Source organism: Nocardia nova NBRC 15556, from assembly GCF_001613005.1.
Lineage (GTDB): Bacteria > Actinomycetota > Actinomycetes > Mycobacteriales > Mycobacteriaceae > Nocardia > Nocardia nova.
In genome coordinates, this window is record NZ_BDBN01000103.1 from 1 (window position 1) to 21,771 (window position 21,771).

Below are 21,771 nucleotides of genomic sequence, written 5' to 3' on the forward strand. Positions count from 1 at the left end.
CGGTTTCAGAGCCGACGGCCGCCGTCGACGTAGATGGTCTGGCCGGTGATGAAGGACGCCTCGTCGGAGGCGAGGAAGGCGACGGTGTTCGCGATGTCGTCGGGGCGGCCGACCCGGCGCACCGGAGTGATCTCGGCCGATTTCGCCTGCCATTCCTCGACCGACACGCCGACGCGGGCCGCGGTGGCGGCGGTCATCTCGGTGACGATGAAGCCCGGCGCGACCGCGTTGACGTTGATGCCGTAGGGGCCCAACTCGATCGCCAGGGTGCGGGTGAGTCCCTGAATGCCCATCTTGGCGGCCGAGTAGTTGGCCTGGCCGCGGTTGCCGAGCGCCGAGACGCTGGAGGTGTTGACGATCTTGCCGTAGCGGCGGGCGACCATATGCCGTTGTGCCGCACGGGAACACAGGAACGCGCCGCGCAGGTGTACCGACATCACGGTGTCCCAGTCGTCGGCCGACATCTTGAACAGCAGGTTGTCGCGCAGCACGCCGGCGTTGTTGACCAGGATGTCGAGCGACCCCAGCTCCGCGGCGACGCGATCGAAGGCGGCGTCGACGCTCGCCTCGTCGGTGACATCGCAGGCCAGCGGGACGGCCACCCCACCGGCGGCGACGATCTCGTCCGCGGTTGTCTTGCAGGCGTTCTCGTCGAGGTCGGCGATGGCCACGGCCGCCCCGTCGGCGGCCAGGCGGGCCGCGGTGGCCGCACCGATACCCCGGGCGGCCCCGGTCACCACGGCCACTCTGCGCTGATCTGTCATCGAATTCTCTCCTCGAAATCGGTTGTCACACGAAGGCGTTCACGCCGGTGAGGGCGCGGCCGATGAGTAGTTTCTGGATCTGGCTGGTGCCTTCGTAGAGGGTGAGCACCCGCGCGTCGCGCAGGTACTTCGACACCGGGTATTCGTCGATGTACCCGTATCCGCCGAATACCTGGATGGCGTTGTTGGCCGCCTTCACCGCGGCCTCACTGGCGAACAACTTCGCCACCGAGGCCTCGGTGCCGAACGGTTCGCCGCGATCGACCAGGTCGGCGACTCGCCAGGCCAGCAGCCGCGCGGCCTCCACATCGACGGCGATGTCGGCGATCAGCTCCTGCACGAGCTGGTAGGAGGCGATCGGTTTACCGAACTGTTCGCGTTCCCCGGCATAGCGCACGGCGGCCTCGAGGCAGGCGCGGGCGACCCCGACACATCCCGCGGCCACGCCCATGCGCCCCTTGTCGAGGGCGGCCATCGCGATCCGGAACCCCTGTCCCTCGCCGCCGAGTCGCGCCGAAGCCGGCACCCGGACCCCGTCGAGCACGATCTCCGCGGTCGCCTGTCCTCGCAGACCGAGTTTGCCCTTGATCTCGGTGCGGCCGAAACCCGTCGCGTCCGTGGGCACGAGGAATGCGGTGACCCCTTTGGGTCCCGGTCCGCCGGTGCGCGCGAAGATCAGCGCGATATCGGCCCAGGTGCCGTTGGTGATGAACATCTTGGTGCCCGAGAGCACCCAGTCCTCGCCGTCGCGGACGGCACGGGTGGTCAAATTCGCCGCGTCGGACCCGGTGCCCGGTTCGGTGAGGCCGAAGCAGCCCAGCGACTCTCCCGCGCACAAGCGGGGCAGCCAGTCCCGCTTCTGCTGCTCGCTGCCGTAGCTCTCGAGCGATTTCCCGACCAGCCCGAGCGAGACCGACACGATGCCACGCACCGAGCTGTCGCCGCGGCCGAGCTCCTCGAGCAGCAGGCAGTACGACAGCGCGTCACCACCCGAGCCGCCGTACTCCTCCGGGATCTCGATACCGAGAAAGCCCATGTCGCCGAGCTTGCGCACGATCGCGGTATCCACCGATTCGGCGCGATCCCAGGCCGCGGCGTAGGGCACGACCTCCTTGTCGACCCAGGCGCGGGCAACCTCGCGCAGCTCGCGGTGGGCATCGCCGAGTTGCAGATCCATGACGGAAAACTCCTAACCGAACGTTGTTAGGTATCTATTGCCACGATAAACTAACAGCGTTCGGATATTCAAGGCTCCGGTGCCCGACGGTGTAGGTTGACTCGGCACGGTCCGGTTTCGCGGCGAAGGAGGTGGCGAGGATGCCTCGGCCACGGGTACCGCTACTGAGTCGCGAACGCATCCGCGAGACGGCGCTGGAATTGATCGACCGCGACGGACTACCCGAGCTCTCGATGCGGAAACTGGCCGCCGAGCTGGGCGTTCAGGCGGCCTCGCTGTACGGCCACTACCCCACCAAGGACGATCTGCTCGACGATATCGCCGCCGGCATCATGTCCCATGTGGACGCCTCGGCCTTCGAAACCGCCGACTGGCGCACCGGCCTGATCTCGTGGGCGCGTTCCTACCGCGCCGCCCTGGTCCGCCACCCCAACTTCGTCCCCTACCTGGCCTCGGGCCCCGGTAAGCGCGAGGAGAATCTGCGCGCGGCCGACGCCGTGCACGGCGGCCTGGTCGGCGCCGGCTGGCCACCCCGCCAGGCCACCATGATCGGCGCGGCCACCCGCTACGTGGTGATGGGTTCGACCATCGGCTCGTTCTCCCGCGGCTTCGTCGACGACGTCCAGGTCTATCGCGACCGTTACCCGCATCTGGAACAGGCGCACCTGCTGCGCGCCAAGGCCGACGAAATCGACTCGGAGAGTTTCGAATTGGCGCTGGAATCGTTCGTCACGGGCCTGGAGATCCGCTTCGCCGCCATCCAGCAGCGCCGCGCCCGCCGCCGCGAGAAATCCGCCGGAGTCTGACCCGGGCCCACCCGGCGGAAACGCCGGGGGCCGGCTCGGTGATTCCGAGCCGGCCCGCGGCGGGTACGGCGATCTCAGAGGTCGGCGAAGACCGATCTCACCTCGTCTTCGGTCAGCCCGTAGTCGGCCAGCGAATACTTGTGCGCGGGCTTGCGGTCGCCCGATTTGCTCTCCTCGTCGAGCGCCCGCATCGCGTTCCGGGCCGCCTCGGTGTAATCCAGCCCGAACGTCGAATAGATCTTCTCGACGGTGCCGAACGGATCCGCCCGCAGATCCTCGAACTGGATGTCGAGGAACTGATCGGGGTTGTATCGCGCACGCGCGGAATTGAATTCGCGCAGGCCCCGCGACCATAGTTCGAGCTGAGTGCGGCCGATCGTCTCCCCGACGAAGGTGTTCGACCAGCCCTTGGTGGCCTGTTCGGACAGGCTGCACGACGAACCGACGATGGTCACCGGGTCGCGGTGGGTCTGGATGATCAGCGCGTCGGGGTAGACCTCCATCAGCGCGTCCAGCGCGAACAGGTGGCTCGGGTTCTTCAGCACCCAGCCCCTCGTGTCACCCAGGCCGATCAGCTGCAGATTCTGCTTGTGCCGCTGATAGGCGTTGGTCCAGTCCTGCTTCTGCAACCACTGCGAATAGGTCGGCAGATAGGCCAGTGATTCGTAGGCGATGGATTTCACCGTCTGGCGCAGCAGCTGCCAGCATTCCTCGACCTCGGCGGCACTCATGTAGTGCAGGCCCATGAATTCCGGATTGTCGATGTGATGCTGCGCGAAACCGGCGTCGATCTGCTGGAACACCGGATTGTCGGCCCAGGTCTCGCGCGGCGGCCGCGGCTGCGGCAGTTCGGTCAGCCACATCTCGAGCGCCTGATGCTGCGGGTCGGCGGCCAGCAGCCGATGCAGCGCGGTGGTGCCGGTGCGGGGCAGGCCGGTGACGAAGATCGGCCGCTCGATCGCGGTCTCGGCGTAGCCGGGATTGGCCTTCCAGGACGCCTCGCTCAACGCGCGCGCGACCAGTGCGCCGCGCAGGAAATAGCGGTTCATCTTGGAACCGAGTTCGGTGAGGTCGGCGTCGCGTCGATACGAGTCGAGCAGCACACCGAGCGCCTCGGTGTAGTCGTCGGGGCCGAAATCGGTGAGCCCGCACGCCTTGGTGGCGGATGCGTGCAGATCCTCGACGGTGCCGACGTTGGTACGAGCGGTGGTCATGAAATTCCGTTCCTCACACGTGGTATTCGCCGCAGTTGACGTCCAGGGTCTGGCCGGTGATGGCACTGGCCCACTCGGAAGCGAGAAACACCACGGCCCTGGCGATCTCGTCCGGTTCGGGCAGGCGCTTGAGATCCGACCGGGAGGCGGTCTGCTCGTACACCTGGTCGACCGTGATGCCGTACTTCTTCGCGACCTCACCGAAATACCACTTCAGCTGATCGGCCCAGATGTAGCCCGGCGCCACGCTGTTGACCCGAATTCCCTTGGCGCCCAATTCGGTTGCCAGCGTCTGCGACATGGCCAGCAGCGCCGACTTGGCGACCTTGTAGCTGCCGTAGCGCGGTTCGGAGTGCCGCAGCACCGACGAATTGATCATCACCACCGCGCCCCGGGTCTTGGCCAGTTCGTCGGTGAAGGCCTGGGTCGCCCGCAGCGTGCCCAGCACCGTCAGCTCGAGGCTGTCGCTGATCTGCCGGAAGTCGGTGCGCGCCAGCGACTTCATCGACGGCATCGCGAACGCGTTGTTGACCAGCGCGTCGACCCGGCCGAAGGTCTCCACCGTGCGCTCGACCAGATTCGCCACCGCGGCGTCGTCGGTGATGTCGGTCGGCACGATCAGGCTCGTCCCGCCGGCGGCGTCGATCTCGTCGGCCACCTCCCGCAGCCGCGATTCGGTGCGTGCGGCCAGCACCACCTTCGCGCCGGCCGCGGCCGCCTGCACGCACAGCGAGCGGCCCAGTCCGGGACCCACGCCGCTGATCACGACCACTTTGTCGGCCAGCAGGCCAGTTCCGGCGCTCATCCGAGCATCCGATCGGCGAAACCGCGCTGGCGGTCGGCGATGCGGGCGCGCCAGCCCTGCTCGTCGATCCGGTTGAGTTCGTAGTGCGGCAACTGCGCCGCCACCTCGTCGAAGGGCACCAGGGCGATTCGCGGCCCGTCCGCGGGAGTCATCTCCCGGGCGACGCGCTGCCATCGGAACTGCAGGATGCCGCGGCGGCGTCCGGTGGTCTCGATCCAATTGGTGATGCCCGGGTTGCGAGCCGAGACCACCATGCGGATCATCCCGTCCGGATCGACCTGGGCCTGAGCGCTGTTGAGGCTGGTCTGGTGGTTGACGTAGTCGAGGGAGATGTACCAGCGGCTACCCAGCTGGAATCCCTGATAGGGCGCATCGGATTTCGGCACCGTGATCACCAGCGCCTGGTCGTCGTCGAGATCGAAGTGGCCGACCGAGGAGTACTGGGTGCTGAGTCCGCCCGGGGTGAGCCGCGGTTCGGTGAGGGTGTTCACCGGCAGGTCGAGGTAGAACCACTTGGGGAAGTTGAACCAGGTGTGGATGCGCTGCACCAGCGCCCGCGCCGCGGCCCGATACCGCTTGCGCAGCTGGTCGACACCCGGCTCGGGGGCCGCGGTGCCGACGGTGTCGAGGCGCTCGATGCGGATGCTGCCCTTCGTCTCCGCGTTCCAGTCGCCGTAGACCTCGCGCACCGCGAGCATCGAGGCACCCTCGCCGAGGACGAAGTAGTTCGGCCCGGCATCGGCTTTCGGCGGGCCGAAGCGAAGCTGGTAGCTGCCGTCGGCGGCGATCTGCAGGCGCCGGTCGTCGAAGGCGTCGTCGCCGTTGGGCACGTCGGTGGCGGTGTAGTCGCCGCGCAGCACCTGGAAGCTGAGATCGACGGTACTGCCGCGGACACCGGTGAGCAGATATTCCGCACCCGGCTCGACATTCGCGTGGTAGTAGAGCGTATCCGGGTTGTCCAGGCCCATTTTCGCGTGCGGGCCGGTGGAGCTCACGAAGTACGGGTGGCTGGTGCCGTGCGTGCCCGACAGCTGCAGGCACGCGGCGATACTGCCCGCGAGGTAGTCGTATCCCTCGGCGAGATCCTTCTCGTCGTTGATGAAATCCGCTGCCGCGATCAGCTTCTCGGCCTCGGCGATCGCCGCGGTGAACGGTTCGGTGAGCGACCCGCCGCCCGGAAGTCCGTTTCCGGCGGCGGTATCGGTTCCCGGTGACGATCCTGTCGATGTACTCATGTCGTCCTAGCGTGTTGTGCGGGCGGAACTGCGGTTCACAGTCTCAGTTCGCGGCGGATCAGCGCGGCGATTTCGGCGGGTGAGCCGTGATCGGGAGTGATCACGAGCTCGGCGTGTTCGGGACGTTCGTAGGGCGAGTCGATGCCGGTGAACTCCGGCAGCCGGCCCGCGCGGGCCTTGGCGTACAACCCCTTCGGATCCCGGCGCTCACACACCTCCAGCGGGGTGTCGACGAAGATTTCGTGGAAGTCCAGGCCGCTCGCGGCGTGCACGCCGCGCGCCTGCTCGCGCTGGTCGGCGAACGGGCTGATCACCGAGACGATGGCGATCAGACCGGCGTCGGCGAACAACGAGGCGACCTGAGCCACCCGGCGGATGTTCTCGCGCCGGTCCTCGTCGGTGAAACCGAGGTCGGCGTTGAGCCCGTGCCGCAGATTGTCGCCGTCGAGCCGATAGGCCGGGCGGCCGGCGGCCACCAGCTGGCGCTCCAATTCCACGGCGATCGTGGACTTTCCGGAGCCGGACAGACCGGTCAGCCACACCGTCGCACCGGCGTGCGGGCGCTGGCCGCGCCCCACCGAGGAGCTGTGCCAGACGACGTCCTCGCGCACCACCTTCGGCACCGCCGAGGCGTCCGGCGCCGCCTCCGGCCTGGTGTCGCGGGCCAGGATCATCCCGGCGGCCACAGTCTGATCGGTGTCCTCGTCGATGAGGATGAAACTGCCGGTGCGGCGATTGTCGCGGTAGCTGTCGACCATCAGCGGACGCTGACCGCGCAGCGTGAGGCGGCCGATGTCGTTGAGCGCCAGGGCATTCGCGTCCGTGACACGGTGCAAGGTGTTGACGTCGAGCCGGTAGTCGAGGTCGTGGACCTGGACGCGGGTGGTCTGGGCGGCGGTGCGGATCGCGTAGCGCGCACCGGGCCGCAGTTCGGTGGTCTCGGAGAACCAGCACACCATGGCGTCGACCTCATCGGCGATGTGCGGCCGATTTCCCGGGCGGGCCAGCATATCCCCACGCCCGACATCGACTTCGTCGTCGAGTTCCACCGAGACCGCCATCCCGGTGAACCCCTCGTCGACCTTCACCCCGCCCGGTCCCCAGATCCGCGCGACCCGCGACGAACGCCCGGACGGCAGCACGACCACCTCGTCGCCGGGTTTGAAGATGCCGCCTGCGATGGTCCCGGCATAGGTGCGATGCCCGGCCCCGCTGGTGCCGGCATCGGCGTGCGGGCGGATCACGTACTGCACCGGCAGCCGCGCGTCGATCAGATTGCGGTCCGAGGCGATGTGCACCTGTTCGAGGTGGCTCAGCAGCGGCGGGCCCGCATACCACGGGGTGTGCGCGGAGTCGGTGACCACATTGTCGCCGTGCAGCGCCGACACCGGCACGAAACTCAGATCGCCGACGGTCAGCTTCGCCGCGAAATCGGCGAATTCCTCGCGGATCTCGTCGAATCGCGCGGCCGACCAGTCCACCAGATCCATCTTGTTCACGCACACCACCAGGTGCGGCACCCCGAGCAGCGAGGCCAGGAACGCGTGCCGGCGGGTCTGCTCGACCACGCCCTTGCGCGCGTCGACCAGGATCAGCGCCAGATCCGCCGTGGAGGCGCCGGTCACCATATTGCGCGTGTACTGCACGTGGCCCGGGGTGTCGGCGATGATGAACTTGCGGCGCGGCGTGGTGAAGTAGCGGTAGGCCACGTCGATGGTGATGCCCTGTTCCCGTTCGGCGCGCAGGCCGTCGGTCACCAGCGCCAGATCCGTTGCGGCGTCGCCGCGTTGGGCACTGGCCCGTTCGATGGCGGCCAGCTGATCGGAGAACAGGCTCTTGGAGTCGTAGAGCAGGCGGCCGATGAGGGTGGACTTGCCGTCGTCGACGCTGCCGGCTGTCGCGAGACGTAACAGATTGCGGCTCATCAGAAGTAGCCCTCCCGCTTGCGGTCTTCCATCCCGGATTCGGAGATGCGGTCGTCGGCGCGGGTGGCGCCGCGTTCGGTGAGCCGGGTGATCGCGGTTTCGGCGATCACGGCCGCCGGATTGTCGGCCTCGCTCTCGATACATCCGGTGCAGGTGGCGTCGCCGACGGTGCGGAACCGCACCGTCGTCTCGAACACCGGTTCGTCCGGGCCGGGTGTCAGGAAAGGATTGGCGGCCAGCAGCATTCCGTCGCGGCGGAAGACCGGGCGGCGGTGCGCGTAATACAGCGGCGGCAGTTCCACCGCTTCGCGGTCGATGTACTCCCAGATATCGAGTTCGGTCCAGTTCGACAGCGGGAACACCCGGATGTGCTGGCCCGCACGGTGTTTGCCGTTGTAGAGGTTCCATACCTCCGGGCGCTGCGCCCGCGGCTCCCAGGCACCGAATTCGTCGCGGAAACTGAACACCCGCTCCTTGGCGCGCGCCTTCTCCTCGTCGCGGCGCGCCCCGCCGAACACAGCGTCGAAGCGATGTTCGCCGATCGCGCGCAGCAATGTGGTGGTCTGCAACCGATTCCGGCTCTCCCCCGGGCGTTCGGTGACCCGCCCGGCGTCGATATCGTCCTGTACCCGCGCCACCAGCAGCCGCGCGCCGAGCCTGGCCGCCGTGCGATCGCGGAATTCGATCACCTCGTCGAAGTTGTGCCCGGTGTCGACGTGCAGCAGCGCGAACGGCAGCGCCGCCGGCCAGAACGCCTTGCGGGCCAGCTCCAGCATCACCGCCGAATCCTTACCGCCGGAGAACAGCAGCACCGGTCGTTCGAAGGTGGCCGCCACCTCCCGGAAGATGTGCACCGATTCGGCCTCGAGGGCCGACAGATGCGACAGCTCGTATCCCGTCCGCATCACATTCGCCTTGTCCGCATCGCTCGCATCGCTTCCCCGGATCCGAAATCTCGACCACTTCGGAGTTGCGTTGTCGAATATTCGACGCTATTGTTCGATATTGTGACACCGACGATAAGCGGACAGCAGCGCGTCGGTCAAGGGGCTGTTGACGACGGCGCGTGTTCGCAGCCGCCATACCGGGTGCGAAGTCGCTGCATCGTCCTGAGCCGCGACTCCGATTCGGCGCACGCAGATCCGACGGCTCGAGAGCCGACCAGCGCCTCGAAGTCCGGTCCTCCACCGCGCCGAAGCCGGGATTCGCCGACCATTCAGCGCTCGGGACCGGGAAGCCGGCCCGACTCGCACCGGTACGGTGAGCGGCGGCGCGGACCGGTGTGACTCGTCACCGCTATCGACCAGAAAGGGCGCGATGTCCGAGAGCACCGAGGTCACTCCTACCGCCTCCGCGGGATCACCACCCACGCATCGCGTAGTGCGGGTAATCGAACTGCTGTCGCGCCGGCCCGCCGAGCACTTGTCGCTGGCGCGGATCGTGCGCGAGACCGGACTGTCGAGGGCGACGGCACATGCGGTGCTGACCCAGCTCACTACCGACGGCTGGACGGTGCGCGATCTCGACGGCAACTACGGGCTCGGGATGGGGCTGCTCGCCGTCGCACGCCGCGCGGAGGCGGCCTTCCCGCTGCGCCGCCTGGCTGCCGACCTGCTGCGGGAATTCGTTGCCGAACAGGGCTTTCCGGTTTTCCTGGCCGAGCGCGACGACGGTTCGATCATCATCACCGAGGTCGCCGGCACCCCGTCGGTCCCGTGGATCCGGCAGGGCCGCCGCCTGCCCCTGGCACCGCCGGTGGCCCGTGAATTCATCGCCTGGGCACCGGCTTCCGAACGCACCGCCTGGATCGCCCACGCCGACCCCGCCCATCGCGAACGCCTGCTCGCGGTCCTCGACGCCGTGCGCGACCGCGGTTACTCCGTCGAGCGCCTCGCCGACGAATCCGCTCCGGTCCTCGAAGCCCTTGCCGCCCTGCGCAATTCCCCGGTCACCGATCCACTCCGCAACCGCCTGGGCAGCATGATCACGGACCTGATCACCATCGACTACCTCCCCGACGAACTCGGCGCCGAGAACGCCGTAGTCACCGTCGCCGCCCCCATCTTCGCCGGCGACCGCGTCATCGCCGCCGTAGTCGCCTGCCCCGACACCCGCCTCTCCGCCCAGCGCCTCACCGCCCTCGGCGCAGCGATCACCGCCACCGCGGAAAAGATCACCCGGACCACCACCGGCACCTGACCGATCGGCATGCTCTGCCCGCACACAGATGCGCCCGCCAACCGAGCGAAGGCAACAGCAATCGTCTCCTCACCGACGGCCCGCGCACATCGACGCGGGAGCAACTACGGTCGGGATGTGCCGACCACAACCTTCCCACGCCGTTCCAACCACAACCGTCGTACCGTTCTGTCCCTGCGGATTTCGATCGCCGCACTCGCACTGACCGCAGTTTTGTCCGGCTGCGATTCCGAGACCGCCACGCCCGCAACGTCTACCACCGGTGCGACCACGGCGACCGCCACCGCAGCCACGTCCGGCACACCGAATGCCGCCAACCCGGCACAGCCCACCGGCACGACCACATCCCCCGCGGCCGGCACGGTCAGCGTCCCGGATGTACGCGGCGACCGCCCGGCCCTCGCCGACCAGCTCCTCACCGCCGCAGGCCTGCACGCACACATCACCGGCGGCACCAGCCGCGGCCCGGGTGGCGGCCAATGCGTGATCACCACTCAGAATCCCGACGCGGGCGTCTCGGTCCCCACCGGCGCCACCATCGAGCTCACCACCGGCGAGGTCGGCGGCGGCCAGTGCTGAAATCGGCTACCGCCGCCCGATTTTCGGTTGTCACGGGCCCCGCGGTCGACCGATGATGGCGTCCACGATCGAACAGCGGCGGGAGTGGCAGTGGGTGTATGGGGCGGCGTCTGCGCCTTCGACGAGCAGAGATTTCGCGATGTCGTGATTCCCGCGCTGCGCGCAGGGCACGAACATCCCGTTGTCACCGGGGCATTGCAGCGCATGTACGCGCACGGCCGCGCAATGATCGACGACGGCGACCCCCTCGGCGAACCCATGCCGTGCCGGTTCGAAGGATTGGCCGCGGTAGTGGCCCACCTCGACGAGTCGTTCACCACCTGCGACCTGGGGCGCGACTTTCGGGTCGTCGGCGGCACACTGACCGAGCCGGGCCGCCGCCCGGGCGAGCCGGGCTGGGGGTATTGGGAACTGGTTGAACTGGTGGAGTGGGTCGTCACCGGCGAGGCCGTGCGGACCTGGGGGCATCTGGGGTGGAGGGTGCCATCCCCGTGGTCGATCTTCCCGTCGCTACTTCTGCGGCACGACTCACGTCCGGAACCGGACAGCGAAGTGTTCCGGGTACAAGAGCTTCTCGTGCGGCTGGACACGCACTCGGGCTACTGGGTGCACGGCGGTGGCGGCTTCGGGGAAGGTGTCGGCGGCTGGTTGAACGCGCCGCAGACGCACGAACTCGCGACGCTGCTACCACGTCACGACCCGGATGCGGATCGGCAGTCGCAACGGGAATCGTTCTGGACGGTGGTGGACTGGGCCGTCGAACGCGATCTCGGTCTGCTGTGGGGACGCGATCTCGAATTGTTCTACTCCGACGAACCAGCGGCGATGTTCGACGAAGGAGCGACACCGGCGGATCGACTGGCCTGATCCCGACCCGGCCGGCGTCGTGACACCCGACGGCCCTACCCGCGCAGGCGGTAGCTCGGCCCCGGATCGGAGGCCACATACTCCGCCCACGTGCGCGTGCCGTCGGCGTGGTCGGGGCGGGTGTTGTCACCGGCGCGGAAAGCGCGGGCGATCGTGCCGGGTAGCGGGAGCGGCACCGTGCGGTGCGGGCGGCCGTGGTGTTGCTGCCAGATCTTCGCCAGTTCTTTCAGGGTGAGCACCTGTGGGCCGCCGAAATCGTCCGCGCGGGTGCGTGGTTCGCCTTCTACCAAGTCGGTGAGGCGGGTGGCCACATCTTCGGTGGCGACCGGTTGAAAGCGGAAGTCCAAGGGCAGCGGCGCGATCGGGAGCTTCTGCACCGCGGACAGGACCGCGGCGATGAGGTCGTGGAATTGGGTGGCGCGCTGAATCGTGTGCGGCACACCGCTGTCGGCGATCAGTTGTTCGCAGGCGAGTTTGTTGCGGTAGTAGCCGAAGGGGATGCGGTCGATGCCGACGATCGACACATAGATCAGATGCCGCGCTTCCCCGGCGGCCGCGAGCAGGTTCCGGGTCTGCTCGATGTCGGGTTTACCGAACCGCCGGAAATCCGAAGCCGCGTGCACGATCGACTCCGCGCCCTCGGCAGCGTCGCGCACCCCGGCACCGGTCGTCAGATCCCCCACATGCGTCCCCGCACCCGGGCGCCGCGACAGCACCCGCACGTCGTGCCCGCGTTCCCGCAGCCGATCCACGACATGCCGCCCGAGCGCTCCCGTCCCACCGGTCACCAGCACTGTGCTCATGCCCCTACCCAACCCCGCACCCGGAGTCCGGGCAAGCACCCGATAGCCGATGTCACATCCGAATCACCACACCCACCCGCCACCATCGGACCGCCGCCGCACGAGACGGTAAGTGTCTGCAGATCGGGTGATGGTGAATCAATCGTGCAAACCTCGCCGAATTCGGCGGTTTTCCGCATCTCCTGTGGCGGTTTGCACGAAAAGTTCAGGGTATGTCCGGCGCGCCCGCACATCGGCGGGACACGCCGTCCGAACCACACTGCGCGGGAACCGATTCCACTTGCACCGCGTCGAAGTATCCGGGGGCGCCGAATGCCGAGACCGGTGGCGGCCGATCCCGATCGGCATCGGATTCAGTCGCAAGGACGGACATATGATTGCTCGGCGTTCGGATATCGCCACATACATCGTGGTGGCGTACGCACTCGCATGGGTGCTGGCGTCGATTCCCTGGATCGACGGGAAGGGGCTGGAATCGGTCCCGTGGCTGAACGATGGCGCGGCCCTCATGATGTTCGCCCCGACAGTGGCCGTTCTCGTCGCACGGTCGAGGATGCGGCAGCCTGTGCTCGCGCGCCCCGCCGCACCGGGCGTCCCGGCGGCCCCCGGCTTCGCCGCCGACGTCGGCCTCGGCCTCGGTCCGGCACCTGCCCGCACTGCTCGGTTGATCGTCGCCGCCTGGCTCGGCACGCAAATGGTCGCGTGGATCGCCTATGAGATCAGCGCGGCGCTCGGCTGGTTCCATTTCGATCTGGGCAAGTTCGACACCTCGACGGTGGTCGCAATACTGTTCGAGACACTGACGACGTCCGTCATCGCGACGCTGCCGAACGCGCTCGGCGAGGAGATCGGCTGGCGCGGTTGGCTGTTGCCACAATTGATCTCCCGCTACGGCACCCCGGTGGCGCTGGTCGCGACCGGGGTCGTCTGGGCCCTCTGGCACGCTCCGCTCACACTGCTCGGTTACGGCTTCACCGATATCGGCGCCTGGTCGGCATTGGCCTACATCCCGTTCGCCATCTGCTTCGGCGCCGTCCTCGGCTGGCTGCGGCTGCGGTCGGCCAGCGTGTGGCCCGCCGCGGTCGCGCACGCGTCGTGGAACAGCGGAGTGTTGATCTTCGGCGCCCTGCAGTCGGCCGACTCGAGCGAGCACGCGCACACGCTACTGGGCGGTTCCGGCCTCCCCGGGTGGATCCTGTGGGCGGCCGTCGCGGCCGCATTGTTCGCTTTCGCGCCAGTGGCGAAAGCCCCTGCACCTGCACTGCAAACTTCGGTGCAGACGTAGCGCCGCTACTGTGGTTAGCTTTGAGGCCATGAGTACCTCGCTCGCTGCTCTGCCGGAGGAATATCTGCCCCGCGACACCGCGGATGTCGTTCGCACAGTGCGGGATTCACGACCGCAACCGCTGACCGTGCGCGGCGGCGACCACAGCAGCGAGCAGCTCGACGACGAACCGGCCCCGCCCGACCGTCGCATCGTGATGTCGCTGCGCCGGATGAACCGGGTGCAGGCGGTGGACGCCGATGCGCGGCTGGTGCGCGTGCAGGCCGGCGCACGGCTGTCCGATATCGATCGCACCCTGGCCGCACACGGCCTGGGCCTGCCGATCGTCGGCGACCACCGCGAGATCACGGCCGGCGGTTTCGCCGCCGTCGGCGGGCTCAGCGCGGCCTCGCACCGCTACGGCATGTTCAGCGACAACGTGGTCGCCCTCGAATACGTGGACCCCGAGGGCAGGTTCGGCACCTGCGGGCGCACCCATCATGCCGAGCGATTCCACCGCATCCTCGGCGGAGCCGGGCGCACCGGCATCATCACGGCGCTGACGCTGCAAGCCATCGAGGTCGACAAGGACCACACCTGGCTCACCTCCGACGCGCACCGTTTCCTCGACTTCGACACCTTCGTCGAACACTCGCACGCCGAGATCACCCGCCCCGGCGACGCCCTGCTGCAGGTCGGCCGCTGGGTCGACACCGCGCCGCTGCGCGTCTCGCGTCCGGTCGGCACCGGGAACATCCAGCTGGGCACGGTCCGCTTCGGCCAGTGGTCGAGTCTGCACCCCACCACCGCCACCCCCTCGCTGCGGGCCCGCCGCGAACTGGGTGCGCGGGCGCGAAAGTCGTTGGGCGCCATCGCCTCGGCCGCGGGTGGCCGCGCCGGTATGCCGGTGCGCAACGCCGCCGCCGGTGCGCTGATGTTCGCCCCCAAGGTACTCACGTTGCGCGACGCCGAATATCTCGCCGACACCGTGATCAGCTCCTCCGAGCGCGGCCCGGCCTACCGGGTGGCGGTCTTCGCGCCCCTGAGCAGCTACAGCACCGTCTTCCACCGCCTGCACGACCTGTTCGCCGAGCATCGCGAGCGCAGTGGCGCCATCACGGTCATCTCCGCCATGACCTACGGCGTGCGGTCCCCGTATCTGCACGAGTCCGCCGGCGAGGACCACGGCTTCATCACCTTCACCTGCCGCCTGCGCCCCACCGGCACCTACTCCGGCCGCTCCGGCGCCCCGGAACTGTTGCGCGACATCACCTCCGGCATCGACGACATCTGCCGCTCCGAACGCGCCCGCCGCTACCACACCCCCGACTGACCCACTGCGAAGACCGAACGCCCCGGCAGACATGTCGGGGCGTTCGGCATTTCCGGCGATATTCCCTCTCGGCGATATCTCGAAAAAGCCCCATCAACGACGAAGCGCCCCGGCCGAAGCCGGGGCGCTCGAGCGTCGGATGCTCAGTGCTTCTCGGGTCCCACGTGGTACTCGAACACCAGACCGGCGACCGAGGCCAGGATGCAGAGCACGCCCAGGCCGATCAGCCAATACTGGAAGAACGCGAAGCCGAGCGCGGTAACCGAGGCGGAACCGGCCAGCAGGATGGGCCAGAAGCTGCCGGGCGAGAAGAAGCCCAGGTCGCCGGCACCGTCGACGATTTCGGCCTCTTCGTAGTCCTCGGGGCGCAGATCCAACCGGCGCGCCACGAAGCGGAAGTAGGTGCCGACGATCAGCGTCAGTCCGGCGGTCAGCACGATGGCGGTGGTACCCGCCCACTCGACGCCGGTGCGGGACTGGCCGGTGAAGAATCCGTAGACGACGGCCACGATGATGAAGAACACCGTGAGCAGCTCGAAGATGCGTGCTTCGACCTTCATGTCTGTTCAGTACCCTTCTTACTTGCTCTCGGCCTGGCTGGCTTCACGCGCGGTGCGACGGGTGTCGAACGGGTGCGTGGTGGTCGCGACCGGCGACTCGCCGATGCTCGACAGGGCCTCGGCATTGGTCTTACCCGCTTCGCGGGCGGCGATGTACTTGTCGAACTTGTCCGGCGTCACGGCACGCACTTCGAAGTTCATCATCGAGTGGAAAGTACCGCACATCTCCGCGCAGCGGCCGACGAAAGCACCCTCGTGCTCGATCTTGGTGATCTGGAAGGTGTTGTCGGAGTGGTTTTCCTTCGGGTTCGGCATCACGTCGCGCTTGAACAGGAACTCCGGCACCCAGAAGGAGTGGATGACGTCGGCGGAGGCCAGCTGGAATTCCACGACCTTGTTGGTCGGCAGCACCAGCACCGGGATCTCGTTGGACGAGCCGATGGTCTCGACCTTGTCGTAGTGCAGGTAGGAGATGTCGTTGGCGGGCAGGCCGTGCACCGGACCCGGCTGCGGGTGGCCGTCGGCGGTGCGCTCCTTGTACTCGGACTGGATCTGCTCGTTCAGCGCCTGACGGGTCTGGTCGACACCCTCGTAGACCTGGCCGTTCTGACCGACGACCTTCTGGTAACCGAACTTCCAGTTCCACTGGAACGCGGTCACGTCGACGACCACATCCGGGTTCGAGGTCTTCTCGTGCACGTAGTTCTGCACGACCACGGTGAAGTAGAACAGCACCGCGATGATCACGAACGGAATCGCCGTGTAGGTCAGCTCCAGCGGCACGTTGTACCCGGTCTGCCGCGGGAACTCCGGGGAGGTCTTCTTCTTGCGGTGGAAGGTCACGGTCCAGAAGGTCAGACCCCAGACCAGCACACCCATCGCCAGGGCGGCGACGACCGACCACGTCCACAGTTCCCGCATCCGGGTCGCCTGCGGGGTCACACCCGTGGGCCAGCCGAACCGAAGCACGGGATTGTCGATCGAGCAGCCCGAGACGAGCATCACGGTGATCCCCATGGACACCGCCAGCCCGGCCCGCCGAAGGATGCGGCCCCGCCGTACCCGGGCGGGTCGTGCCCCTATCGCTTCGCTCGCCTTGTGCGCCACGCTCAACGCCTTCCTGGTCGTCCATCCGACACGGCGCCACCCGGATGCCGGGCAGCGCGTTTTCAGCACGTTCGGGAGCCTTTCGCGAGCCGCGCCGAACGCACGGCCGACCACGAGAGTTCCCGAGTACTACGCAGCGTAGACCAAACCGCCTCCCGCGTTGTGCCCGGGTCGCTTTCGACACACCGGCCACCGGGTGCGATCCCGACCGATCGGTTGCGCCGCCCGCGCGCGCGGGCGCGAAATCCCAGGCGAGGGCGACCGCCGCCCAGCGAGGCGACGAGCCGGGCCGCGGTGCGGCATACTCGGGGACTGGTTTCGAATGTTCTCCGCGTACCCGATCCGGAAACGAGGTTCTCGACGCAGTGTGTGGACTGCTGGGATTTCTGACCGCCGATGTGGCCACCGACTCCGTCGTACAGCAGGTGTACGACGCCTTGCAGTGCGGGCGCCATCGCGGCCCGGACGAGCGCGGCACCTGGCACGACGAACACATCATCCTGGGCTTCAACCGCCTCTCGATCATCGACATCGAGCATTCGCATCAGCCGCTGCGCTGGGGCCCGCCGGAGAATCCGCAGCGTTATGCGCTGGCGTTCAACGGTGAGATCTACAACTACCTGGAGTTGCGCGCGCAGCTGAGCGACGAATTCGGGGCGCGGTTCGCCACCGAGGGCGACGGTGAGGCGATCGTCGCGGCCTATCACCACTGGGGCACCGCGGCATTCTCCAAGCTGCGCGGCATGTTCGCCTTCGCCATCTGGGACACCCAAACCCAGGAGCTGGTGCTGGCCCGCGACCCGTTCGGCATCAAGCCGCTGTTCCTGGCCACCGGCCCGGGCGGCACCGCCTACGCCAGCGAGAAGAAGAGCCTGCTGGAACTGTTGCCCGCGCTGAATCTGTCGGATGCGCTGGATCCGCGCGCGCTCGAGCACTACACGGTGCTGCAGTACGTGCCGGAGCCGGAGTCGCTGCACGCGAACATCCGCCGGCTGGAATCGGGCTGCTACGCCACGCTGCGTCCCGGGGCCGCGCCGGAAGTGACCCGCTACTTCGAGCCGAACTTCCGGGTGCGCCCGTTCGCGGCCGGCTCGGAGGAGGCCCGCTACCGCGAGATCGCGGCGGTGCTCGAGGATTCGGTCGCCAAGCACATGCGCGCGGACGTCACCGTCGGCGCCTTCCTGTCCGGTGGCATCGACTCCACCGCGATCGCGGCGCTGGCGATCCGGCACAACCCGAATCTGCTCACCTTCACCTCGGCGTTCGAGCGGGAGGGGTATTCGGAGGCCGACGTGGCGGCCGAGACCGCGGAGGCGATCGGCGCGAAGCATTTCATCCGCACCGTGAGCCCCGAGGAGTTCGCAGGCGCGATCCCCGAGATCGTCTGGTACCTCGACGATCCGGTGGCCGATCCGGCGCTGGTGCCGCTGTATTTCGTGGCGCAGGAGGCCCGCAAGCACGTCAAGGTGGTGCTCTCCGGTGAGGGTTCCGACGAGTTGTTCGGCGGCTACACGATCTATCGGGAACCGTTGTCGCTCAAGCCCTTCGAATACCTGCCGAAGGGTGTGCGGCGACTGGCCGGCAAGCTCTCGGACCGGATTCCGGACGGAACGCGCGGCAAGAGCCTGCTGCATCGCGGTTCGCTGCCGCTCGAGCAGCGCTATTACGGCAACGCCCGCAGCTTCAACGACGCCCAGTTGCGGGCGGTGCTGCGCGAATTCCGTCCGGAATGGACGCACCAGGATGTGACGGCCCCGATCTACGCGCGCTCACGCGGCTGGGATCCGGTGGCGCGCATGCAGCATCTGGACCTGTTCACCTGGTTGCGCGGCGACATCCTGGTCAAGGCCGACAAGATGACCATGGCCAATTCGCTGGAGCTGCGGGTGCCGTTCCTGGACCCCGAGGTGTTCGCGGTCGCCGAGCAGATCCCGTATCAGCAGAAGATCACCAAGGAGACCACCAAGTACGCGCTGCGTCGCGCACTCGAGACGATCGTCCCGCCGCATGTGCTGCACCGGCCGAAGCTGGGCTTCCCGGTGCCGCTGCGGCACTGGCTGCGCGGCCCGGAGCTCTACGACTGGGCTGCCACCCAGATCGCGGAATCGCAGACCGACCATCTGCTGGACAAGTCCGCGATCAAGGCGATGCTCGAGGCACACCGCGCCGGCAACGGCGACCACAGCCGTCGCCTGTGGACCCTGCTGGTGTTCATGATCTGGCACGGCATCTTCGTCGAGAACCGGATCAAGCCCGATATTCAGGAGCCCACCTACCCCGTGCGGCTCTAGCCGTTACCGCGAGGCGGCGTCGCACCGCGGCCGACCACGGCCCGGCGGTGCGGCGCTGGCCCCATCGATTCCTTTCGTACGCGTGCATAGACGTCACGTCATCTTTTCGACGCTCTTGAACGTGCCGTTAAATAGCGGTACATTAAATGGCGTCAAGCAAGTTGAGCGGCTCGGCTCGAGCCGTGGACGGATATGACCGAGACACGTACATAAGGAATTCCGATGGTTCGAAACGAACTGCCCTCGAAGATCCGCACCCGCATGTCCCGCACGGTGATCGCGGTCGCCATCGCGGCGGCCCCGATCGTGGCGGCCGCCGGCCCCGCTCTCGCCGAACCGGCGGTGGCCCCGGCCCAGTCCCAGGAAGTCCAGGCACCCGGAACCGATATCCAGTTCGTCCACGGCTGGGGGCATCACGGCTGGGGCCATCACGGCGGCTGGGGAATGCCCGGCTGGGGCGGCCCGCGCGGAGGTTACGGCGGCTATCCCGGGTGGTACAGCCCGTGGACCGGTGGTTACGGGTATGGCTACGGCTACGGCTATTCGCCGTTCTCGAGCGGCAGCGCCGCCTGAGCCGGTATCAGACGGCTCGATCGCAACCGGCACGCGGCCTACCCTCGTAAGCATGTGCCGAAACATCACCGCGCTGCGCGGCTTGGACCCCGCGGCGACACCTGAGGAAATCGACGCGGCCGCGCTGCAGTACGTCCGCAAGGTGGGTGGTCTGAGCAGCATCTCCGAGACCACCCGCCCCGCGGTCGAGGAGGCCGTCGCCGAGATCGCGGCGGCGACCACCCGGCTGCTGGCGGCGCTGCCAGAGCGCAAAGCCCCGCCGAAGTCGGTTCCGCCGCTGCGGCGCCCGGAAGTGCAAGCCCGCATCGCCGCTCGCGCCTGAGCAGGGCGGCGGACCGGTTCTCGATGGCGTTCGGCTCGTGATTCACCCGGCGTTCGCCGTGGCGTGGGGTTTTCTGAACCCGCGCACGGTTGGGTGGAGGGATGGACGAGCGGGATGCGTCGGAGCCGGTATCGGAGCAAGCGGGTAGCGCCGGGGCGGGGGCGGGTCCTGGTTCGACGCCGGGCGGCGGTACGCACGGAGATGACACCGCCGGGCCGGACGCCGCTGCTCGAGTAGGAGGGCCCGAGGATGGCGGCGTTCGCCCCGACCGATCGCGCGGGGTGAGCCGGCGGTGGCTGTTCGGCGCGTCGGGGGCGGCGGCGATCGCCGGGCTGGCCGTGGGCGCGGGGACGACGGCGGCATTGCACGGCGACGGATCGTCGACCGGCAGCGGCGGGCGATTCTGGCCGCTGTCGCCGGAATTGGCGATCGAGCCGGCTCGGGTGGCGGCACCACCGGTCACGGGGTTGCACCTGCAGTTCGGCGCCGACGCCGCGCGCGAGGCCGTGGTGAGCTGGCAGAGTCCGGGTTCGGTGCGCAATCCGGTGGTGCGATTCGGCACGGCGACAACGGGTTTCGGCGCGACCGCCCAGGCGCAGACCCGGGTCTACCGGGACGCCGCCTCGGGCACGGAGGTGTACGCCCATCACGCGGTGCTAAGCGGGCTCACGCCGGACACCGACTACATCTACGCGGCCGGACACGACGGCGCCACACCGGAATTGGGCACACACCGCACCGCGCCGGCGGGCCGGGCCACGTTCCGCTTCACCAGTTTCGGCGATCAGGGCACCCCGACGCTCGGCAAACTGGACAACGGCCGCTACGTCAACGACAACCTCGGCTCCCCCGTCGCCGGAGATGTCACCGCGGGGATCGAACATCTCGCCCCGCTGTTCAATCTCGTCAACGGCGACCTGTGCTACGCCAATCTCGCCACCGACCGGATCCGCACCTGGAACGACTGGTGGGCCAACAATTCTCGCTCCGCTCGCCACCGACCGTGGATGCCGGCGCCCGGCAATCACGAGAACGAACGCGGCAACGGCCCGATCGGTTACGAGGCGTTCCAAACGTATTTCACCGTGCCCGACAGCGGGGCCGAGGATCTCGCGCGCGGGCTCTGGTACGCCTTCACGGTCGGCGCGGTCCGGGTGATCGCGGTGGCCAACGACGACATCTGCCTGCAGGACGGCGGCAACTCCTACGTGCACGGCTACTCGGGAGGCGCCCAGAAGCGCTGGCTCGACGAGGAACTGGCCGCCGCTCGAGCCGACCGCGCCATCGACTGGATCGTCGTGTTCATGCACCAGACCGCGATCTCCTCGGCCGATAAGGCCAACGGCGCCGATCTGGGGATCCGCCAGGAGTGGCTGCCGCTGTTCGACCGCTACCAGGTCGATCTGGTGCTGTGCGGACACGAACACCATTACGAGCGTTCACATCCCGTCCGCGGCGTCCTCGGCAGCGACACCCTCACCCCGAAACCGGTCCCGGAGGCGGTCACACCCGCCACCGCGACCGCACCCGAAATCATCGACACCTCCAAGGGCACAGTGCATCTCGTGATCGGCGGCGGCGGAACCTCCGCCCCCTCGAACGGGCTGTTCTTCCCCGGACAGCAGTGCCGGGTGATCACCGGTGTCGGCGCCGTCGACCCCGGCACGGGTAAGAAGGCGCCGATCTACGTGATGGAGCAAGCACCCTGGTCCGCCTTCAAAGACCCCGAACACCCATACGGTTTCTGCGCTTTCGACGTGAACCCCGGCTCCCCCGGCGGCCACACCACCATGACGGCCACCTACTACGCGGTCACCGACACGCTGAAACCGGTGGACTCCTTCATCCTCACCCGCCCCCGCTCCGACAGCTGACCCACAGCACGACGATCGCGCGGCGGTCGCGTCGCCCTCGGCCACGAGAGCCGCTCGCCACCGTGAATCGTCC

20 protein-coding genes are annotated in these 21,771 nt (G+C 68.0%); 10 read left to right on the forward strand and 10 right to left on the reverse strand.

Features of this window, described 5'->3' with window-relative positions; all coding sequences use genetic code 11:
* Nucleotides 1-5 precede the first annotated feature (5 nt).
* Complete coding sequence (gene fabG, locus NN2_RS30855; protein WP_030514763.1) at nucleotides 6-764, reverse strand: 3-oxoacyl-ACP reductase FabG; 759 nt, start codon at nucleotides 762-764, stop codon at nucleotides 6-8.
* 25 nt (nucleotides 765-789) lie between these two features.
* The gene (locus tag NN2_RS30860; RefSeq protein ID WP_063018247.1) at nucleotides 790-1,941 is read right to left on the reverse strand and encodes an acyl-CoA dehydrogenase family protein; all 1,152 of its coding nucleotides are present in this window, start codon (nucleotides 1,939-1,941) and stop codon (nucleotides 790-792) included.
* 140 nt (nucleotides 1,942-2,081) lie between these two features.
* Between NN2_RS30860 and NN2_RS30865 the strand changes: the two genes are divergently transcribed.
* Nucleotides 2,082-2,747 carry a TetR/AcrR family transcriptional regulator gene (locus NN2_RS30865; protein ID WP_063018249.1) on the forward strand — a complete coding sequence of 222 codons (666 nt, stop codon included), beginning with the start codon at nucleotides 2,082-2,084 and terminating at the stop codon, nucleotides 2,745-2,747.
* A 74-nt stretch (nucleotides 2,748-2,821) separates the two neighbouring features.
* Here the strand turns inward: NN2_RS30865 and NN2_RS30870 are convergent, their stop codons facing one another.
* Genes NN2_RS30870 through cysD form a run of 5 tightly spaced genes read right to left on the reverse strand, consistent with a single transcriptional unit; the run spans nucleotide 2,822 to nucleotide 8,831 of the window.
* Complete coding sequence (locus NN2_RS30870) at nucleotides 2,822-3,961, reverse strand: sulfotransferase family protein (protein ID WP_063018251.1); 1,140 nt, start codon at nucleotides 3,959-3,961, stop codon at nucleotides 2,822-2,824.
* A 13-nt stretch (nucleotides 3,962-3,974) separates the two neighbouring features.
* Nucleotides 3,975-4,766 carry an SDR family oxidoreductase gene (locus NN2_RS30875; protein ID WP_063018253.1) on the reverse strand — a complete coding sequence of 264 codons (792 nt, stop codon included), beginning with the start codon at nucleotides 4,764-4,766 and terminating at the stop codon, nucleotides 3,975-3,977.
* The gene (locus NN2_RS30880) at nucleotides 4,763-6,001 is read right to left on the reverse strand and encodes a hypothetical protein (RefSeq protein WP_063018255.1); all 1,239 of its coding nucleotides are present in this window, start codon (nucleotides 5,999-6,001) and stop codon (nucleotides 4,763-4,765) included. The genes NN2_RS30875 and NN2_RS30880 overlap by 4 nt, the downstream gene beginning before the upstream one ends.
* A gap of 35 nt (nucleotides 6,002-6,036) precedes the next feature.
* The gene (gene cysC, locus NN2_RS30885) at nucleotides 6,037-7,926 is read right to left on the reverse strand and encodes an adenylyl-sulfate kinase (protein ID WP_063018257.1); all 1,890 of its coding nucleotides are present in this window, start codon (nucleotides 7,924-7,926) and stop codon (nucleotides 6,037-6,039) included.
* A complete protein-coding gene (cysD, locus tag NN2_RS30890; RefSeq protein ID WP_030514770.1) occupies nucleotides 7,926-8,831 on the reverse strand; it encodes a sulfate adenylyltransferase subunit CysD in 906 nt (301 codons plus the stop codon). Before cysD ends, cysC begins: the two co-directional genes overlap by 1 nt.
* A gap of 412 nt (nucleotides 8,832-9,243) precedes the next feature.
* Here cysD and NN2_RS30895 point away from each other — a divergent pair, with 412 nt between their 5' ends.
* From NN2_RS30895 to NN2_RS30905, 3 genes are all read left to right on the forward strand, one after another.
* Nucleotides 9,244-10,125, forward strand: coding sequence for an IclR family transcriptional regulator (locus NN2_RS30895; RefSeq protein ID WP_063018258.1), 882 nt, complete (start codon nucleotides 9,244-9,246; stop codon nucleotides 10,123-10,125).
* 117 nt (nucleotides 10,126-10,242) lie between these two features.
* Nucleotides 10,243-10,704, forward strand: coding sequence for a PASTA domain-containing protein (locus NN2_RS30900; RefSeq protein WP_063018260.1), 462 nt, complete (start codon nucleotides 10,243-10,245; stop codon nucleotides 10,702-10,704).
* Between the two features lie 90 nt (nucleotides 10,705-10,794).
* The gene (locus NN2_RS30905; protein WP_063018262.1) at nucleotides 10,795-11,571 is read left to right on the forward strand and encodes a hypothetical protein; all 777 of its coding nucleotides are present in this window, start codon (nucleotides 10,795-10,797) and stop codon (nucleotides 11,569-11,571) included.
* 35 nt (nucleotides 11,572-11,606) lie between these two features.
* Here NN2_RS30905 and NN2_RS30910 read toward each other — a convergent pair whose 3' ends face one another.
* Entirely contained in the window at nucleotides 11,607-12,374 is a 768-nt protein-coding gene (locus NN2_RS30910) for an SDR family oxidoreductase (protein WP_063018264.1), read from the reverse strand.
* A 373-nt stretch (nucleotides 12,375-12,747) separates the two neighbouring features.
* Here NN2_RS30910 and NN2_RS30915 point away from each other — a divergent pair, with 373 nt between their 5' ends.
* Together NN2_RS30915 and NN2_RS30920 are read left to right on the forward strand one after the other, a co-directional pair.
* Nucleotides 12,748-13,659 carry a CPBP family intramembrane glutamic endopeptidase gene (locus NN2_RS30915; RefSeq protein WP_063910924.1) on the forward strand — a complete coding sequence of 304 codons (912 nt, stop codon included), beginning with the start codon at nucleotides 12,748-12,750 and terminating at the stop codon, nucleotides 13,657-13,659.
* A gap of 28 nt (nucleotides 13,660-13,687) precedes the next feature.
* The gene (locus tag NN2_RS30920; protein ID WP_063018268.1) at nucleotides 13,688-14,971 is read left to right on the forward strand and encodes an FAD-binding oxidoreductase; all 1,284 of its coding nucleotides are present in this window, start codon (nucleotides 13,688-13,690) and stop codon (nucleotides 14,969-14,971) included.
* Nucleotides 14,972-15,114: 143 nt separating this feature from the next.
* Here the strand turns inward: NN2_RS30920 and NN2_RS30925 are convergent, their stop codons facing one another.
* Together NN2_RS30925 and ctaC are read right to left on the reverse strand one after the other, a co-directional pair.
* On the reverse strand, nucleotides 15,115-15,531 hold the full coding sequence (locus tag NN2_RS30925) for a cytochrome c oxidase subunit 4 (protein ID WP_030514776.1): 417 nt from the start codon (nucleotides 15,529-15,531) through the stop codon (nucleotides 15,115-15,117).
* A gap of 18 nt (nucleotides 15,532-15,549) precedes the next feature.
* Nucleotides 15,550-16,548: an aa3-type cytochrome oxidase subunit II gene (gene ctaC / locus NN2_RS30930; RefSeq protein ID WP_082857405.1), complete on the reverse strand. Its 999-nt coding sequence runs from the start codon at nucleotides 16,546-16,548 to the stop codon at nucleotides 15,550-15,552.
* Between the two features lie 455 nt (nucleotides 16,549-17,003).
* On the opposite strand from ctaC, the gene asnB reads away from it, so the two are divergent.
* From asnB to NN2_RS30950, 4 genes are all read left to right on the forward strand, one after another.
* Nucleotides 17,004-18,929, forward strand: coding sequence for an asparagine synthase (glutamine-hydrolyzing) (gene asnB, locus NN2_RS30935; RefSeq protein WP_063018272.1), 1,926 nt, complete (start codon nucleotides 17,004-17,006; stop codon nucleotides 18,927-18,929).
* 222 nt (nucleotides 18,930-19,151) lie between these two features.
* Complete coding sequence (locus NN2_RS30940; RefSeq protein WP_063018274.1) at nucleotides 19,152-19,502, forward strand: hypothetical protein; 351 nt, start codon at nucleotides 19,152-19,154, stop codon at nucleotides 19,500-19,502.
* Nucleotides 19,503-19,554: 52 nt separating this feature from the next.
* Nucleotides 19,555-19,824 carry a DUF2277 family protein gene (locus NN2_RS30945; RefSeq protein ID WP_063018276.1) on the forward strand — a complete coding sequence of 90 codons (270 nt, stop codon included), beginning with the start codon at nucleotides 19,555-19,557 and terminating at the stop codon, nucleotides 19,822-19,824.
* Nucleotides 19,825-20,105: 281 nt separating this feature from the next.
* Nucleotides 20,106-21,698 carry a purple acid phosphatase family protein gene (locus tag NN2_RS30950; RefSeq protein ID WP_063018278.1) on the forward strand — a complete coding sequence of 531 codons (1,593 nt, stop codon included), beginning with the start codon at nucleotides 20,106-20,108 and terminating at the stop codon, nucleotides 21,696-21,698.
* Nucleotides 21,699-21,771 lie beyond the last annotated feature (73 nt).

Coding starts and splice junctions, on each gene's coding strand:
- ctaC (WP_082857405.1), bottom strand. CDS start 16,548: ATGGGGATCACCGTGATGCTCGTCTCGGGCTGCTCGATCGACAATCCC.
- NN2_RS30940 (WP_063018274.1), top strand. CDS start 19,152: ATGGTTCGAAACGAACTGCCCTCGAAGATCCGCACCCGCATGTCCCGC.
- NN2_RS30910 (WP_063018264.1), bottom strand. CDS start 12,374: ATGAGCACAGTGCTGGTGACCGGTGGGACGGGAGCGCTCGGGCGGCAT.
- NN2_RS30895 (WP_063018258.1), top strand. CDS start 9,244: ATGTCCGAGAGCACCGAGGTCACTCCTACCGCCTCCGCGGGATCACCA.
- NN2_RS30860 (WP_063018247.1), bottom strand. CDS start 1,941: ATGGATCTGCAACTCGGCGATGCCCACCGCGAGCTGCGCGAGGTTGCC.
- NN2_RS30880 (WP_063018255.1), bottom strand. CDS start 6,001: ATGAGTACATCGACAGGATCGTCACCGGGAACCGATACCGCCGCCGGA.
- NN2_RS30865 (WP_063018249.1), top strand. CDS start 2,082: ATGCCTCGGCCACGGGTACCGCTACTGAGTCGCGAACGCATCCGCGAG.
- NN2_RS30945 (WP_063018276.1), top strand. CDS start 19,555: ATGTGCCGAAACATCACCGCGCTGCGCGGCTTGGACCCCGCGGCGACA.
- NN2_RS30920 (WP_063018268.1), top strand. CDS start 13,688: ATGAGTACCTCGCTCGCTGCTCTGCCGGAGGAATATCTGCCCCGCGAC.
- cysC (WP_063018257.1), bottom strand. CDS start 7,926: ATGAGCCGCAATCTGTTACGTCTCGCGACAGCCGGCAGCGTCGACGAC.
- NN2_RS30925 (WP_030514776.1), bottom strand. CDS start 15,531: ATGAAGGTCGAAGCACGCATCTTCGAGCTGCTCACGGTGTTCTTCATC.
- NN2_RS30915 (WP_063910924.1), top strand. CDS start 12,748: ATGATTGCTCGGCGTTCGGATATCGCCACATACATCGTGGTGGCGTAC.
- cysD (WP_030514770.1), bottom strand. CDS start 8,831: ATGCGGACGGGATACGAGCTGTCGCATCTGTCGGCCCTCGAGGCCGAA.
- fabG (WP_030514763.1), bottom strand. CDS start 764: ATGACAGATCAGCGCAGAGTGGCCGTGGTGACCGGGGCCGCCCGGGGT.
- NN2_RS30870 (WP_063018251.1), bottom strand. CDS start 3,961: ATGACCACCGCTCGTACCAACGTCGGCACCGTCGAGGATCTGCACGCA.
- NN2_RS30875 (WP_063018253.1), bottom strand. CDS start 4,766: ATGAGCGCCGGAACTGGCCTGCTGGCCGACAAAGTGGTCGTGATCAGC.